Genomic DNA, 15,616 nt, shown 5'->3' with positions numbered 1-15,616 from the left:
TTCTAATGAACGTAGTGGATTAATGATGTTCTTCGTCGAGTAGATCATCTTTGGCGGCCAACAAGTATTGCGCCATCGACCAGTAGGTAAGAAACGTCGCGACGTATAGTGCCGCGTAGCCGAGCCAAATCATCCAATCATCGTAACGCCAAATCAGAACCCAAAGCGCAAACATCTGGCTCACCGTCTTCACTTTGCCAACCCAAGAGACGGCGACACTGGCGCGTTTGCCGATTTCCGCCATCCATTCACGTAACGCAGAGATGATGATCTCTCGGGCAATCATAGTGACAGCAGGGATGGTCACCCAAATGGAGTGAAAGTGCTCGGTAATCAGAATCAAGGCGGTTGCCACCAGCACTTTGTCCGCAACAGGATCGATAAACGCACCAAAACGGGAAGTTTGACCCAGTTTTCGCGCCAACATGCCATCTAACCAATCGGTGAACCCTGCCACAAAGAAAATCATTGCCGCCGCGAATGGAGCCCAAGCGTAAGGAAGATAAAATGCCACGACGAAAATGGGAATCAAGAAAAGTCGCAACAAAGACAGTAGGTTCGGAATGTTTAAACGCATATTTATTTAAGGCTCTTTTTGTGTGCGTACGGCTGGCAATCCGCCGTTTTGGCGGGCTCTTATGTTGCGGGATTTTTCTTATTGTTTCAATGCTTGATAGATGTTTTCTGCCAAAGAGTGGCTAATGCCCGGAACTTTGGCGATTTCTTCAACAGTTGCACGTTTGAGCTCTTGTAAACCGCCCAAGTATTTCAGCAGCGCCTGACGACGTTTCGGTCCGATGCCTTCAATGCCTTCAAGTGCACTCGTACGACGTGTTTTACCACGTTTCGCACGATGTCCGGCAATCGCATGATTGTGGCTCTCATCACGAATGTGCTGCATTAAATGCAAAGCAGGCGCGTCACTGGGTAAGTTGAACTCTTCACCATCGGTGGTGATTAAGGTTTCGAGGCCAGGTTTTCGTGTCACCCCTTTCGCAATACCAATCAGTTTGGGTCGCTTTGGCCAATCCCCCCAGTATTGCGAAATGATGTCATGGGCTCGGTTAAGCTGACCTTTACCACCGTCAATAAAGACAATGTCGGGGATTTTTTCGACATCAAGCTGCTTGGCGTATCGGCGCTCAAGGGCTTGCCCCATCGCAGCGTAATCATCACCACCGGTGATCCCGGTAATGTTGTAGCGCCGGTACTCTTGCTTCAATGGGCCTTCGTGATTGAATACCACACAAGAGGCAATCGTACTCTCACCCATGGTGTGTGAGATATCAAAACACTCCATTCTGGCGATCGTCTCCATACCCAATACCTCCCGAAGTGCTTTGAAGCGCTGAGAGATGGTCATTTTATGGTTGATCTTAGTGGTGATTGCCGTCAGTGCATTGGTGTTCGCCAGTTTGAGGTAGCGACTCCGTGTCCCTGTCGGATTGGTATGAAAATGGACTTTACGACCGAGCCGCTCACTGAGCGCAGTTTGCAACGCTTTGGTTTCGTCGCTTAACCCGGCATTTAAGATAATACGCGTCGGCACGGTGCGTGCTTCATTGTGCGCGAGGTAGTACTGAGTCAGGAAACTGTGAAAGACTTCTTGTGCATCGGTCTCTGCTGGGATCTTAGGGAAATGGCTTCGAGAGCCAAGTACCTTGCCTTGGCGAATCATCAAGATGTGGATACACGCGATGCCTTTCTCTTGAGCAAAACCCAGTACATCCATGTCGTCCATCGAATCTTCAGAGACAAATTGCTGCTCTTGCACGCGGCGGATGGCTTGAATCTGATCGCGAAACTTAGCCGCATCTTCAAAGCGCAGTGACTGACTCGCCTGCTCCATTTTTTCCACCAGCGTCGAGAGCACTTGGCTGTCTTTGCCTTTTAAGAACAAGCGCACGAGATCAACCAACTCTTGATATTCCGCGTCAGAAATAACGTCACTGACACAAGGTGCAGCACAGCGACCAATTTGGTACATCAAACAAGGGCGGGTGCGATTGCTGTATACCGTATCCTCACATTGACGAACCGGAAAGATCTTCTGAATCAGATGCAGCGTTTCTCGAACAGCACCAGAGTCAGGATACGGACCAAAATACTCACCTTTACGCTTTTTCGCCCCACGATGCATTGAAAGCCGAGGGTGCTTATGACCACTGACAAAGATGTACGGATAGGATTTGTCGTCACGCAATAGCACATTGTACTTAGGCAAATACTGCTTAATGTAATTGTGCTCTAGAATAAGGGCTTCCGTCTCCGTGTGCGTAACGGTGACATCTATCTTGGCGATATGACTAACGAGCGCGCGAGTCTTCTCGCTATCCACATTTTTGCGAAAATAGCTAGAGAGGCGCTTTTTGAGGTCTTTAGCTTTGCCGACATAAATAACCTCAGCCTCGGTGTTGTACATGCGGTACACACCGGGCTGATTGGTCACAGTCTTAAGGAAGGTTACCGAGTCAAACGTTTGTGTCACTAGAGGGTCTCGGTGTCGAGCATTCCATGTCGTATCGCTAGGTGCGTCAATTCAACATCGCCACTGATGTGCAGCTTATTGAACAAACGGTAGCGATAGCTGTTTACCGTTTTGGGGCTAAGATTCAGTTGTTCGGAAATATCCGTCACTTTTTGCCCCTTGGTGATCATCATCATGATTTGCAGCTCACGCTCTGATAAATCAGCAAATGGATTTTCAGAGGCGGGTGAGAATTGGCTTAATGCCATCTGCTGCGCTATCTCTGGTGAGATGTAACGCTGACCACTGTGAACAACGCGGATCGCGTTGACCATTTCATCAGGACCTGCACCTTTGGTTAAATAACCGGCAGCTCCCGCTTGCATCACTTTCGTTGGAAACGGATTTTCCGTATGAACAGTCAAAACAATGATTTTTACATCTGGATTGAATCGCAGGATTTTCTTTGTCGCTTCTAAGCCACCAATACCGGGCATATTCATATCCATCAAAATGACGTCTGCATGATTGCTACGACACCATTTTGCTGCATCTTCACCGCTTACAGCTTCCCCTGCTACGTTCATTCCACGGACGTCTTCAATAATACGTCGTATCCCTGTGCGAACCAGCTCGTGATCATCTACAAGGAAAACATTTATCAAACTTGTATCTCCACACTTTTAACTTGGCTCTGCACCCACTTATACAGTGGATAACAGCATGGCTGCCTAGTTTAACTCATTTTGGTTTTTATTGCCTGCACTGAATATGTGCCCAAACGCAAAGTTTAGCAAGAACTTATTTTCATAACTGTTGGACTGCACTTAATTAACCTAAGAATCAATAGTTTGACACTATTTAAAGCGATAGATTCTCAACATTTGGAGCATGAATGCTTTATTCGTAGCTATGCATTGAAAATGCAATCAATTTCAACTATTCATAAAAAGGATGTAACGAATTGCGTTGCATAACCCTCGTTGGCATTAAGCTGACGAACCATAATGATATAAGGATATGGTATGAAAAAGCTTCTCGCAGTGGCAGCACTGGCTTCAACTCTTCCTCTCTCAAACGTCGCAATGGCCGATTCTGATATCGGTTGTGGTCTAGGTACCATGATTTTTGATGGTCAATCTGGCAAAGTCTTCAAAGTGCTAGGCGCCACAACAAACGGTACGTTCGGTAACCAAACCTTTGGTATTACATTTGGTACATTGGGATGTGATGGCAACGGCACGATCAGCTCAGCGCAGAAATTAGCCCTGTTTATCGATGGCAACATGGACAATCTTGCGCGTGACATCGCGAAAGGCGAAGGTGAAACGCTCGCGACACTTTCTGAAGTGTGGGGCATCCAAGAATCAGATAAAGGCGCGTTCAATACGCTAGCGCAAGAGAACTTCTCGCAAGTGTTCCAGTCTGAAAACGTCACGTCTGAAGAGGTGTTCACCAACCTCAACGCCTTGGTCTCAAGCGACCAAACACTGGCCAACTACGCGATTTAATCCTCGCTTAAAAGGCGCTGCACGCTTGTGTGGCGTCTTTTATCCTCTCAAACTTGTATTGAATATCACTGTACCACTCGAATTATCAGCATGTTGGCGTTAAAGTCATCGCAAGCCGATTTAGGATCTCCCCGACCAACTATGAAAAAACTGATGTCACTCACTGGCGCTTTACTTGCACTTTCTTCCCCTCTTTGCTTGGCGCAAGCCGAGTCGCCGACCGAGGTCGCACTAGACGTCGCAACGTTAGCTCACTCTTCATATTGGCAGAAACTGGGCCACTATCAGAGCCATTGGTCTGGCCGTATAGAGAGCCAAGTGGATTCCGACGAATTCTTTTTCTCTGCACTGGGTAAGCGTTCGCCAGAGCGAGAGCTTGAGGCGACTATTCATGCGTTCTATCAGCAGGAGGAAGCACAAGCCCACATTGCAAGGTGCCAATTTCCCGCACGCTTTACTTGGCTTGAAGAGCAACAAGGACGACGAGCGACGCTCGACTGCCCGGAGTTGGAGACATGGAAGGCGGTACTGGATCCTCAAGGACTCACACTGGTGTTTCCTACTGCTTTTATGAATAACCCGTCCTCCATGTTTGGCCACACCCTGCTGCGCGTCGACGCCAAAGACCAGACGCGTCATAAAGAGTTAGTGGCGTTTGCGGTGAATTTCGCCGCGGAGCCGGAAACGCAAGACAACGCAGCACTCTATGCGATGAAAGGGTTGTTCGGCGCTTATCCAGGTCGCTATACCGTGATGCCCTATTACAGAAAGGTAAGGGAATACAATGACATCGAGTCGAGAGATATTTGGGAATACCCCCTCAACTTAACAGAAGATGAAGTGGAACGGGTCTTACTGCATCTCTGGGAAATGCAGCAAGCTCAATTTGATTACTATTTCTTGGATGAAAACTGCTCTTACCAGCTGCTCGCTCTTTTGGAATTGGCTCGTGAAGATCTCTATTTAGTCGATCAGTTCCCCGTTCAGGCCATTCCTTCGGATACAGTCAAAGCCCTCGCGGCGCAAGATCTGTTAGCCGCGCCCCAGTATCGTGCGGCCTTTGGTACACGCTTACTGCATCAATCGCAGTCGATGAGTGATGAGCGCTTTGCTGCGGCGCAACGCGCAAAAAAGGGCATCTACCCTAGCGCATCAGAATACAGTGATGCTGAACGTGCGGCGATCCTTGAATTCGCCTATGAGTGGCTTAACTTTGAGCTCTACGATCAAGGGTTAGAACGCGACCCTACCGCCAAACAGCTCACCGATCTTTTGTATCAACGCAGTATCATTAAAACCCCCTCACCCTTCAGCGACGTCCGCGTACCTAGCGTATCGCCTGAACATGGGCATGGTTCTGCCCGTGTCGGGCTAGGCTACCGCTACTCCGATCTCAACCGTCATCGGCTCACCTTAGATTGGCGCGCCGCGTATCATGATCTATTAGACTCGCAAGCTGGATTTATTCCCGGCGCACAAATTAGCTTTCTTGATGCGCAAATGAGCCTTGATGACAACGGCACAAGCCGGTTAGAGAAGCTGTATATTATTGATGCAATGGCGCTTGCGCCGAGTAATCGCGTCTTCAGCAGTTGGGCATGGAATATTCGCACAGGCTTTGACAGACAGCCCGATAGCACCAACACGTCCGGACGCTGGTTCGGCCAAGGGGGAGTGGGAAAGGCATGGGGGGATCCCAATCTCGTACACGGCTATACGCTGCTCTCCGCTGAATTAAGTGGTGGTGCGCTGACCGACTACCAAGCCACTCTCGGCGCAGGGGCTGAGGTGGGCCTGCTCTATCAAATCAATCAGGCGCATAAAGTGAGCGTACAGGGGCAGTACCTCAGTCTGTTCGATTCTCCTGCCTCTCACAAAGCGCAAGCCAGTACCCACTGGAATTGGTCCATGACGTCAGATTTCGCCCTTCGCAGTGAAGTAAGCTACCGGCACTGGCATCGTGACGATCTTCTCGCGCAGTTGACGGCTTACGTTTATTACTAGCGTTATCCCTTAGTCGCCTGTGCTACACTGGGCGAGCATGACCCATCACCGCATCCAATTGGGGTTATCATGCTCACCAAGGAACACGCTTTACTATGACCATTCAACACGGTTTTTTACTGACACGCCAAGCACGCGATGTTGGACGCCGCACTCAAATTGACCTCTGGCTCTCTACCGCGCAAGGGCCGATGCAACTGGTCATTGAGGGCGAAAAACCCGTGTTCTTTATCCCGCAATCGCATATAGACCAAGCGCGCGAGATCAACTTACAGCATGGGTTCGATGCCACTATCCAACCCCTCGAACTGAAAGACTTTACCCACACCCCTCTCGCGGCTTGCTACAGTGCCACCATTCAAACAGCGACGGCCTTCAGCCAACAGTTGAAGCAGCAAGATGTCCTTGTTTTGGAAGACGACATCCGCCTTGCGGATAGATTTCTCATGGAGCGATTTATTCAGGGTAGCGTAGAGTTTGTCGGTCACGTAGAGCAAAAGTCAGGCTATGTTCGAGTCAGCAACGCCAAATGTCGCCAAGGCCAATACACCCCAACACTCCATGTGGTGTCGCTTGATATCGAATGCTCCGAAAAAGGCCTTCTCTATTCGATCGGGTTAGACAGCCCCAAAGACAGTCGCGTGATTATGGTGGGTACGCCACAATCCGCCGATACTCCGATAGAGTGGGTCAGTGATGAGAAAGCCCTCCTCCAAGCTCTGGTTCACTGGTTCCAAACCTATGATCCCGATGTGGTCATCGGATGGAACGTGATTGATTTTGACTTTCGCTTGCTCGATAAACGAGCCCAATGGCACAAGATGGCGCTCTACTTAGGGCGAGGCAACCAAAAAGCCTACTTCCGCTCATCTACGTCGACCGGCCAAGCGTTCATCTCGATCCCAGGTCGCGTCGTCATGGACGGTATCGACACGTTAAAAACCGCGACTTACCACTTTCGCAGTTGGTCATTGGAGTCCGTTTCTCAGGAGCTTCTTGGCGAAGGGAAACAGATCCACAACGTCCATGATCGCATGGATGAAATTAACCACATGTTTCGACACGACAAACCCTCTCTCGCCCGCTACAACCTGCAAGACTGTGTATTGGTCAATAAAATCTTCGCCCATACCCATTTGCTCGATTTTGCCATCGAACGATCGCGGTTAACCGGTGTTGAGTTGGATCGCGTCGGAGGCTCTGTCGCGGCATTCACCAACCTCTACCTACCGCAGATCCATCGCGCCGGTTACGTGGCACCCAACTTACAGCCTGAAAACTGGCTAGCCAGTCCCGGGGGCTATGTGATGGATTCAATCCCGGGTTTGTACGATTCGGTGCTGGTGCTGGATTTTAAAAGCCTCTACCCTTCGATCATTCGCAGCTTTCTGATTGACCCAATCGGGCTAGTCGAAGGGCTGAAGCTTGAGGTGGGTAAAGAGGCCCACCAAGCGGTGGAAGGCTTTCGTGGCGGCCAGTTCCACCGCAGCACCCACTTTCTGCCTACCATGATTGAAACCTTATGGGCCGCGCGCGATAGAGCGAAGAAAAACAATGAAAAGGCCTTTTCTCAGGCCATTAAGATCATCATGAACTCCTTCTATGGTGTATTAGGCTCCTCGGGCTGCCGCTTCTTTGATACACGCCTCGCCTCTAGCATCACCATGCGCGGCCACGAGATCATGAAGCAGACCAAACGCCTGATTGAATCCCAAGGCTATCAAGTGATCTACGGGGATACCGATTCGACCTTTGTGTCACTAGGGACAAGCTTAAGCCAGCAAGAAGCTGATGCTATAGGCCAGCAACTGACCACACACATTAATGCGTGGTGGAGTGAGTATCTTAGCCAAGAATACGGTTTAACCTCGATGCTTGAGCTGGAATACGAAACCCATTACAAAAAGTTTTTGATGCCAACGATACGCGGCCAAGAAACAGGGTCGAAAAAACGCTACGCAGGATTGATTGTCACCGAGAGCAACGAACACCTGGTGTTTAAAGGATTGGAAAGCGCCCGTACAGACTGGACGCCACTGGCACAGCGCTTTCAAAATGAGCTCTATCGCTTAGTCTTTCACGGTGAGGATCCGTGTCAATACGTTAGAGATTGTGTCGAGCAGACGTTAGACGGGCGCTTTGATGAGGAGTTAGTGTATCAGAAAAGGCTACGGCGCAAACTTCATGAGTATCAAAAGAACATTCCGCCTCAAGTGCGAGCCGCTCGAATGGCGGATGAAATAAACGCGCAACTTGGTCGACCTTTGCAATACCAAAACAAAGGCCGAATCGAGTACCTCATCACCACACAAGGGCCTGAACCCAAAGAGTATCGAAAGAGTCCGATTGATTATCAGCACTACATTGATAAACAACTCAAACCCGTCGCAGATGCAATTCTGCCCTTTATCGGGCTCGACTTTGCACGCTTGAGTGAGCCTCAACTTGGCTTGTTCTAACCGATTTTAAATTCCGTCTTTTGGTACTGTTTGACCAACCAATCACCAAAGGAATCCAACAGACCCACCACAGAGCGTTTAGGGATAACACGCCCAGACAGTAAAATCCCCAAGCGCTCAATGTCGAGCTGCTTTTCAGGATGGTAGCGTAAGAATTGCTGGCCGCACTCAATGGGATCATCGAACCACTGTTTGTCTCGAACCATCACCAATGAGTAGCTTGCTCGGAGCAGCTTTTTGGCGATGATGATTTGAGCATGACTTTGGTCTTCGGGTTTGTTGCTGCGCGCAATTCGATTGCGGTACACGGCAATCGAATCCTCGACGTCCATGTTCCACTGCTTAGCGATTTCCCAACTCGGCTCATAATCGCCAAAGCACTCCGAGAGATCTTCACCATGAATACACACCGCGCAATGACGCAATAAAAATCCCCAAGAAAGAATACCCTCTAAACTCGCCACCTCACTGGCTAAACCAGTTTTAAAAGCAACCCCAGTAATAAACGGATAACGCTTTTGAAAGTGAAATTTGATGGTATTAAACAGAGATGACCGCGAATCGCTAAAAGAGCGATGCGTAATCACGATGACATCCATATTGGACTTCCCTTCGACCGCCGTTTTACGCGCCACGCTGCCATAGAGATAAACGCTGTGGAGATTGTCACCCAGCCCACTTTGTAAATAGGCCATCAGCTCCCCTATTGCAGGCTGATAACGAGCTTGGAACGGTTGAGTTGGGTCGATAACGGGAAGAGGCATGCGGTAACAGTCTGAACTTATTGTCAATCAATGGTGACTTTAATGATCGCTCACACGCTCTGTGCAATCAAGTTATTCCTTCTCAAAGAATAACTGATATATAATGCGCCAAAATACACCCATATGAAGGAAAACGTTCATGCCTAAGGCAAGTGAGCTAAAGAAAGGTTTTGCGATTGTATCTAACGGCAAAACGCTACTCATCAAAGATATTGAAGTGACGACTCCTGGCGGTCGCGGCGGTTCAAAAATTTATAAACTGCGTTGCACTGATCTCACGACTGGTGCTCGCGTTGATGAGCGCTACAAGTCCGATGACGTACTTGACACTGTCGACATGTTCAAACGCGCCGCAGCATTCTCATACGTTGATGGTGACGAGTACATTTTCATGGACAATGAAGATTACACTCAGTACACCTTTAAACGCGATGATATCGAAGATGACTTGCTATTTATCACTGAAGAGATTCAAGGCTTACACGTGGTTTTAGTCAACGGCAATGCGGTTGCACTTGAACTGCCCGCTTCAGTTGAACTTGTGATTGAAGAGACCGACCCATCGCTCAAGGGTGCGTCAGCATCTGCTCGCACCAAGCCTGCTCGTTTCTCGACTGGCCTTGTCGTGCAAGTACCTGAGTACATAGCCACTGGCGATCGCGTCATCATCAACACTGCTGAACGTAAATACACAAGCCGAGCGTAATATGTCTGATCTCATTTCTTACGATGACACCATTGACACGGCCTACGACATCTTTCTAGAGATGGCTCCCGATAATCTTGAGCCCGCAGATGTGATTCTGTTTACGGCGCAATTTGATGACCGTGGTGCTGCCGAACTGGTTGAAACCGGAGAAGATTGGGCGGGCCATGTTGGCTTTGATGTCGACAAAGAGACGTATGCAGAGGTTCGGGTTGGACTCGTCAATGAAGACAATGACGTGTTGGATGACGTATTCGCACGTCTATTAGTCAGCCGCGATCCAGAACATAAGTTTTGCCACATCCTGTGGAAGCGCGACTAACCCCCACTCTTGTATCGCCATGGCATAAAAACAAAAATCCCCGAGTCAAAGACTTGGGGATTTTTTATGGAATTCGGACTGCCATCATCGCACAGGGCGCTGTTTGTCAGATCAACCTTCTGTTTTCACGTTTTCAACTCGGGCTTTCAGTTTTTGCCCGGGACGGAAGGTGACTACACGGCGTGCACTGATAGGAATGTCTTCACCAGTTTTCGGGTTTCGACCTGGTCGTTCATTCTTATCACGAAGATCAAAATTTCCGAACCCTGACAGTTTTACCTGTTCGCCACTTTCTAGAGCTTTACGAATCTCTTCGAAAAACGCTTCAACCGTTTCCTTGGCATCCCGTTTACTGTATCCAAGCTTTTCAAACAGGTTTTCAGCCAAATCGGCTTTTGTGAGCGCCATAAAACTTTCCTCAAAGCTGTGTTAAACATAGTTGCGCCAAGGCAACACCCAGTACTTTCGGTAAGCCAATCAACAACATATCGGCGTTACTTTGAAAAGTGTATGCCAAGCTTCTGATTTTCGCCAACTTTTTTATCTATCTGCCTATCACTTGGCGAGAAAGCCAACGGTGACGAAACGCTAAACATCAGAATTATAAATAGATTTTAACGCAACTTAGCGATCAATCATGCCAAAATTCTGTGAAAAAATCGTCCAATTCTAGTGGATAATGTCATTTTGATAATCAAATCAACAACCCAACACTTAAGTTGCGTTAGATCACAAAACTAGCGCAATCCAGATTTTGTTGCATCGCACACCGAACCACGCTCATCATTTCTTGGGATTAAGATCCAACCAGAATATTAACCAAGTTGCATTTGCGTGAGTTATGTGAAACAACAAGAGTGTTCACATAGAAATAAACACGACAACGTCATGGCGACCAACCGCTCCCGAGCAAACAGCCCCCTATCGGAGAGACCAATTTCTGCGTCCGTCTCTAAAGAGGAAGCAAAACATGCTTGGTTTTATCAGGTAGAAGAAAACTATGCCGAAGAGGCGAATGTGTTTTTTAAAAAAGCACTGGATTGTCGTGTACGCGCTTTAAAACTCTGCCTTTCGTATGATGGTTCACCAACCCTAGAGCAACAACTCTTTTCCCGCGCTTACTTTGATTCACTCGCCCTCCCACAAGGTGAACTGAGGTACTATGATTACCAAAAGCTAAGCACTCCAGAGCTCTCCAGAACAGACGCGAATCATCACAATCAGAGAGGTCATCGATACTGCCAACCTAACGATAAAAACAACGCGCAATCACAACAACGTCAACCCATGGTGAAATCCAGAACTCATGCTTAATTTTGTCCTTCAAGAGCTTATGTACCCCAAGGCCATCGTGCTGTTTATGACAGCGATGTTGGTACTGACTTGGTCTAGTTACTTCTGTTACTCACTGTATAAAAAGCACGGTGCAAGCAGTCTTAACAGCTATCTTTACTATGTGACCTACACATTTGGCTTGTTTATTTGGATTCTTAGTAACTACTACTTTCATACCGGATTGCTGCCATTGCTCGGAGAGAAAACGGCGGTCTTGATGGCGATTGTCGCCAATAATTCTGCGCTAGTCGCCTTCGCTTCTGCGTATCATTTTACCGCTAAGCTGCGCACCTATTACGCAAGTAAACGCGTCCCCGTGTTCCAATCCATTGTGGCTTGGAGCGTATTTGCTTTTGGTTTGGCTTGTAACCTTTTACCGGATTTGACCGTACAAGGCGCCTCTATTTCAGGCCCCAGTCAGTTCGTATTAGAGTTTGGTCCGTATACTCAGCCCTTTTTCCTCGGTTTGGCCACCTTGGTGGTGCTGACGTTTATCAATCTGCTCTCTCTAACGGCAAGCGAAAACCGTATTCAACGGACTCGAATCAACTACATGATTCTTGGCATGGCCATTTTTATGTGCTCAACGGCGGTCATTCAGCTTGGCTTTACTTATTTCCTCAATGACTTCTCGTTGACTTGGCTACCACCTGCACTGTCTGTCAGCGAAATGCTCTTCATGGGCTACGCGCTGCTTACCTCTCGCTTTTATAGCTCGCGCTATATCCTGTATATCGGTTTGAGCTTCGCCGTGACACTGTTCGTCTATTTTTCTGCCATCACCTTACTGCCCATATTTGATGATTCACACGCGTTTGAGGTGGTCACCATAGTCGCGATTGTTGGCTTATCTTGGTCCAAACTTTACCGCAGCTTGCAACGTTCCATTAGCTATATTGTGTATGGCGATCCCGTGTCTCCGGTGGAAAAAATCATCAAGTTGGAGAACGAATTTCATCACTCACCAACGCAAGCGATGGACAAACTCGCTCGCTACCTCGATGTACCTGAAAATAAACTGCGCTTGTTGGATGACTTTCAAGGAGCAAGCTTTTACCGTGATTACTTTGAAACCCACACCGCACCACTTGTGCTCGATGAGGTGGAAGAAGCGATGGCGAAAAGTGGCAGTAGCAAACTGAGTCAAGTTCGCTCAGCGATGAAAAAGACACAATCCGCCCTAGTTCTGCCTATTTATGAAGGTCGAAATAAACTGTCGCATGTCTTGGTCTCAAGTGAGAAAGATGGCGGATTAAACTTCTCCTATGAGGAACTTGAAGCGCTGCAACGGGTGCTCTCCAAAGTTCAAGCGCACATCAACTACGAACGTAAGGTCAAACAGTCTCAGGCATTAGCCAATTCCATTGCACATGAAATGCGTAACCCACTCAGCCAAGTGCAGTATGAGTTTGAGCATCTCAACTTAAAAATTCGCCATTTGCCCGCCCATTTTGAATTGATGACACACGTCGACAACGGCAAGCAAGCCGTCCTGCGTGGCCGCCAGCTGATCGATATCATATTGCGAGAGGTGAACAGTGCCTCGCTGGATCAAGAGCCCGCGTTGGCGACATCGATCAGCGCCTGCGTGCGCAGCGCTGTCGAAAACTATGGCTTTGACGATGAACCCACTCGCCGCCGTGTCCACCTAAAACTGAATCAAGATTTTGTCGCTAAGGTAAACGAGACACTGTTTAATTTTGTTATTTTCAATCTCCTTCGCAACGCCATTTACTATTTTGACTCTTACCCAGATAGCCACATCACCATTGAAACCGTGCTTGGGGAGAACGACAACCGGCTCGTTGTCACTGATACTGGCCCAGGTATTCCAGCGGATCTTCTTGAGCGTATTTTTGATGATTTCTTCAGTCACCGTAAGAGTGGTGGTAGCGGGCTAGGTCTGGGCTATTGTCAACGCGTGATGAAAGCGTTTGGTGGGGCAATTCAGTGCCGCTCAGAACAAGGTAAATTTACGGAGTTCACGTTAAGCTTTCCCCCCACCACGCAAAAGCCCGTTATAACGCCGAATAAATCAACGCCCGCCGCTGAGCCTCCAAATAAAGTAAAACCGCGTGATCGCCAAGTGGTTTCGAGCCCTACCGCTCCGGGCGCGCCAGTGGTGTTGGTGGTGGATGATAAAGAAGTGCAACGCGCGTTAGTCAAACTGTACGTGGAACAACTGGGCTATCGAGTGATTATGGCAAATAACGGTCGAACCGCGCTCGACATCATTCACGATAATCCCGTTGAGTTGGTGTTTATGGATATCCAGATGCCGGTCATGGATGGCTTTGAAGCCTCGAGACGCATCAAGGAGTCTTACCCAAGCATTCCTATTATTGCGCTCAGCGGAGAGGCAGAGAGCGCCAGTGTCACGAAAATGGCCAAGCTGATGGATGGTCGCCTCACCAAGCCAGCAACCAAAGAGGCCTTGGCGAGTGTGCTCAACCGTTTCTTTTACAAAGAAGAAGTGTTGTAACGATACGCAGTGAGGCGTTCTCCCTCACTCACCTAGACGCTCAAGCACTTTTTCACATAGCTGCTTGAGCATCACCATCTCTTCCAGGGGTAAATTGATTTTACATGACAGCGCAGAGGGCACGGTAAGGGCTTGCTGCTTCAACGCTTTTCCGTGCGAGGTGAGATTGAGGACCCGCACGCGCTCATCATTCTCACTGCGCGCTCGTTCTACAAACCTTTTACTTTCCAAACGTTTTAACAGTGGCGTCAAGGTCCCTGAATCGAGGTATAACCGAGCACCCAGCTCTTTGACACTGACGCCATCTTGCTCCCACAGCACCATCATCACTAGGTATTGCGCGTAGGTGAGATCCAATGCATCCAGTAGCGGTCTGTATGCTCGGCCAACTGCGTTAGCCGCACTGTATAGTGGAAAACAGACTTGATTCTCGAGTTTTATTTTATCCTCATCACTCAAGGGGGGCGTCACATGACAAGTGTCCATAGCATTCACCTTAAAAATAAATTGCGCACAATATAGTTGCAAAACAACTTGGGTTCGATATATGATTGCAAACAATTAGATTGCACACAACTTAAATAACCAAGGAGATACCCATGAGCACACTCTACAAAACTCAAGCAACCGCATCTGCTGGCCGTAACGGTCAGGTTCAAACTGACGACGGTCTACTTTCGCTTAGCCTTGCTTATCCGAAAGAGATGGGCGGCACCGGTGCGGCGACTAACCCAGAGCAACTATTTGCCGCAGGTTATGCAGCCTGTTTTTCCAACGCTCTGCTCCACGTTGCGCGTGAAGGCAAGGTCACATTGAAAGAAGCGCCAGTGACCGCTGAAGTCGGTATCGGTCCAAATGAGCAAGGTGGCTTTGCACTCACCGTGAGCTTGAACGTCGCACTCGCTCTCGACGATGCGCAAGCACTAGAGCTGACGAAAATCGCTCACCAAGTGTGTCCATACTCCAACGCCGTTCGTGGCAACATTGACGTTAATGTCACGGTGAATGGTCAAGCACTGTAAACCAATCCCTATAACAACAACGCCGACCCATTGGGTCAGCGTTGTTGTTATAGAATGAATATCAAATCAACCTGGACGTCTAGATGTTTACACGCCCATAAAAAACGAGTAAGTTAGTTTTACTCATCTGAGACAGGGAAAGGTTGAAATAAATTAATGATTGAGCTTAAGCATCTGAAAACATTAGTATCACTGAGAGATACCGGATCACTCACCGCAACCGCAACGTCACTGCACTTGACCCAATCGGCCCTTTCTCATCAAATCAAAGATCTCGAGTCTCGCATAGGCAGTCCGCTCTTTTTGCGTAAAACTCGTCCGGTGAAATTCACTTCTGAAGGACAAATCTTACTTCGTGTCGCCGATGAGGTTCTGCCCAAGCTTGCGCGCGCAGAAAATGAGTTGGCAAGCCTCAAAGAAGACGTCAACGGACGCCTGCACATGGCGATAGACTGCCACTCCTGCTTTCAGTGGTTGATGCCTGCGCTGCGTGAGTATCAAATTGCATGGCCCAGTGTTACACTCGATTTTTCATCGGGTTTCT

At 48.5% G+C, this 15,616-nt stretch carries 15 protein-coding genes; 9 read left to right on the top strand and 6 right to left on the bottom strand.

Annotated elements, in window-relative coordinates; all coding sequences use genetic code 11:
- Positions 1-19 precede the first annotated feature (19 nt).
- The 3 genes from pgsA to uvrY form a co-directional block, all read right to left on the bottom strand.
- Entirely contained in the window at positions 20-577 is a 558-nt protein-coding gene (gene pgsA, locus AC6R03_RS08845; RefSeq protein ID WP_334550665.1) for a CDP-diacylglycerol--glycerol-3-phosphate 3-phosphatidyltransferase, read from the bottom strand.
- 78 nt (positions 578-655) lie between these two features.
- A complete protein-coding gene (gene uvrC, locus AC6R03_RS08840; protein ID WP_500631579.1) occupies positions 656-2,488 on the bottom strand; it encodes an excinuclease ABC subunit UvrC in 1,833 nt (610 codons plus the stop codon).
- A complete protein-coding gene (uvrY, locus tag AC6R03_RS08835; RefSeq protein WP_334550669.1) occupies positions 2,488-3,132 on the bottom strand; it encodes a UvrY/SirA/GacA family response regulator transcription factor in 645 nt (214 codons plus the stop codon). Before uvrY ends, uvrC begins: the two co-directional genes overlap by 1 nt.
- A 360-nt stretch (positions 3,133-3,492) precedes the next feature.
- Between uvrY and AC6R03_RS08830 the strand changes: the two genes are divergently transcribed.
- The 3 genes from AC6R03_RS08830 to AC6R03_RS08820 all read left to right on the top strand — a co-directional run bounded on the left by AC6R03_RS08830 (position 3,493) and on the right by AC6R03_RS08820 (position 8,441).
- On the top strand, positions 3,493-3,978 hold the full coding sequence (locus AC6R03_RS08830) for a DUF3015 domain-containing protein (protein ID WP_500629378.1): 486 nt from the start codon (positions 3,493-3,495) through the stop codon (positions 3,976-3,978).
- 141 nt (positions 3,979-4,119) lie between these two features.
- A complete protein-coding gene (locus tag AC6R03_RS08825) occupies positions 4,120-5,982 on the top strand; it encodes an Lnb N-terminal periplasmic domain-containing protein (RefSeq protein ID WP_500631580.1) in 1,863 nt (620 codons plus the stop codon).
- Between the two features lie 95 nt (positions 5,983-6,077).
- Complete coding sequence (locus AC6R03_RS08820) at positions 6,078-8,441, top strand: DNA polymerase II (protein ID WP_500631581.1); 2,364 nt, start codon at positions 6,078-6,080, stop codon at positions 8,439-8,441.
- On the opposite strand, the gene AC6R03_RS08815 is transcribed toward AC6R03_RS08820, so the two are convergent.
- Positions 8,438-9,205 carry a nucleotidyltransferase domain-containing protein gene (locus AC6R03_RS08815; protein ID WP_500631582.1) on the bottom strand — a complete coding sequence of 256 codons (768 nt, stop codon included), beginning with the start codon at positions 9,203-9,205 and terminating at the stop codon, positions 8,438-8,440. The two genes, AC6R03_RS08820 and AC6R03_RS08815, sit on opposite strands and share 4 nt — an antisense overlap.
- A gap of 139 nt (positions 9,206-9,344) precedes the next feature.
- Between AC6R03_RS08815 and yeiP the strand changes: the two genes are divergently transcribed.
- Both yeiP and AC6R03_RS08805 read left to right on the top strand, forming a co-directional pair.
- Complete coding sequence (gene yeiP / locus AC6R03_RS08810) at positions 9,345-9,911, top strand: elongation factor P-like protein YeiP (protein WP_500631583.1); 567 nt, start codon at positions 9,345-9,347, stop codon at positions 9,909-9,911.
- A 1-nt stretch (position 9,912) separates the two neighbouring features.
- On the top strand, positions 9,913-10,233 hold the full coding sequence (locus AC6R03_RS08805; protein WP_334550678.1) for an HI1450 family dsDNA-mimic protein: 321 nt from the start codon (positions 9,913-9,915) through the stop codon (positions 10,231-10,233).
- A gap of 111 nt (positions 10,234-10,344) precedes the next feature.
- On the opposite strand, the gene ihfA is transcribed toward AC6R03_RS08805, so the two are convergent.
- Positions 10,345-10,641: an integration host factor subunit alpha gene (ihfA, locus tag AC6R03_RS08800; protein ID WP_334550680.1), complete on the bottom strand. Its 297-nt coding sequence runs from the start codon at positions 10,639-10,641 to the stop codon at positions 10,345-10,347.
- A 480-nt stretch (positions 10,642-11,121) separates the two neighbouring features.
- Here ihfA and AC6R03_RS08795 point away from each other — a divergent pair, with 480 nt between their 5' ends.
- Positions 11,122-11,547 carry a hypothetical protein gene (locus AC6R03_RS08795; RefSeq protein WP_500631584.1) on the top strand — a complete coding sequence of 142 codons (426 nt, stop codon included), beginning with the start codon at positions 11,122-11,124 and terminating at the stop codon, positions 11,545-11,547.
- Positions 11,540-14,050, top strand: a complete 2,511-nt coding sequence (locus tag AC6R03_RS08790) for a response regulator (protein ID WP_500631585.1) — start codon at positions 11,540-11,542, stop codon at positions 14,048-14,050. Before AC6R03_RS08795 ends, AC6R03_RS08790 begins: the two co-directional genes overlap by 8 nt.
- Before the next feature lie 24 nt (positions 14,051-14,074).
- Here AC6R03_RS08790 and ohrR read toward each other — a convergent pair whose 3' ends face one another.
- Positions 14,075-14,536 carry a transcriptional regulator OhrR gene (gene ohrR / locus AC6R03_RS08785; RefSeq protein ID WP_500631586.1) on the bottom strand — a complete coding sequence of 154 codons (462 nt, stop codon included), beginning with the start codon at positions 14,534-14,536 and terminating at the stop codon, positions 14,075-14,077.
- Between the two features lie 113 nt (positions 14,537-14,649).
- On the opposite strand from ohrR, the gene ohr reads away from it, so the two are divergent.
- Positions 14,650-15,072, top strand: a complete 423-nt coding sequence (gene ohr / locus AC6R03_RS08780; RefSeq protein WP_500631587.1) for an organic hydroperoxide reductase Ohr — start codon at positions 14,650-14,652, stop codon at positions 15,070-15,072.
- Positions 15,073-15,228: 156 nt separating this feature from the next.
- Positions 15,229-15,616: LysR family transcriptional regulator (locus AC6R03_RS08775; protein ID WP_500653657.1), on the top strand; the 388-nt coding region annotated here is incomplete at its 3' end.

It is taken from the genome of Vibrio sp. R10-SG-ISO4 (genome assembly GCF_059834135.1).
Note: the sequence above shows the minus strand (reverse complement) of the source record. Positions and strands in the feature narration are given on the sequence as shown.

Excerpts from the sequence above, each read along its gene's own strand:
- AC6R03_RS08820 (WP_500631581.1), top strand. The coding sequence starts at position 6,078 with ATGACCATTCAACACGGTTTTTTACTGACACGCCAAGCACGCGATGTT.
- pgsA (WP_334550665.1), bottom strand. The coding sequence starts at position 577 with ATGCGTTTAAACATTCCGAACCTACTGTCTTTGTTGCGACTTTTCTTG.
- AC6R03_RS08815 (WP_500631582.1), bottom strand. The coding sequence starts at position 9,205 with ATGCCTCTTCCCGTTATCGACCCAACTCAACCGTTCCAAGCTCGTTAT.
- AC6R03_RS08790 (WP_500631585.1), top strand. The coding sequence starts at position 11,540 with ATGCTTAATTTTGTCCTTCAAGAGCTTATGTACCCCAAGGCCATCGTG.
- ohrR (WP_500631586.1), bottom strand. The coding sequence starts at position 14,536 with ATGGACACTTGTCATGTGACGCCCCCCTTGAGTGATGAGGATAAAATA.
- yeiP (WP_500631583.1), top strand. The coding sequence starts at position 9,345 with ATGCCTAAGGCAAGTGAGCTAAAGAAAGGTTTTGCGATTGTATCTAAC.
- ihfA (WP_334550680.1), bottom strand. The coding sequence starts at position 10,641 with ATGGCGCTCACAAAAGCCGATTTGGCTGAAAACCTGTTTGAAAAGCTT.
- AC6R03_RS08805 (WP_334550678.1), top strand. The coding sequence starts at position 9,913 with ATGTCTGATCTCATTTCTTACGATGACACCATTGACACGGCCTACGAC.
- ohr (WP_500631587.1), top strand. The coding sequence starts at position 14,650 with ATGAGCACACTCTACAAAACTCAAGCAACCGCATCTGCTGGCCGTAAC.
- AC6R03_RS08830 (WP_500629378.1), top strand. The coding sequence starts at position 3,493 with ATGAAAAAGCTTCTCGCAGTGGCAGCACTGGCTTCAACTCTTCCTCTC.
- AC6R03_RS08795 (WP_500631584.1), top strand. The coding sequence starts at position 11,122 with ATGGCGACCAACCGCTCCCGAGCAAACAGCCCCCTATCGGAGAGACCA.
- AC6R03_RS08825 (WP_500631580.1), top strand. The coding sequence starts at position 4,120 with ATGAAAAAACTGATGTCACTCACTGGCGCTTTACTTGCACTTTCTTCC.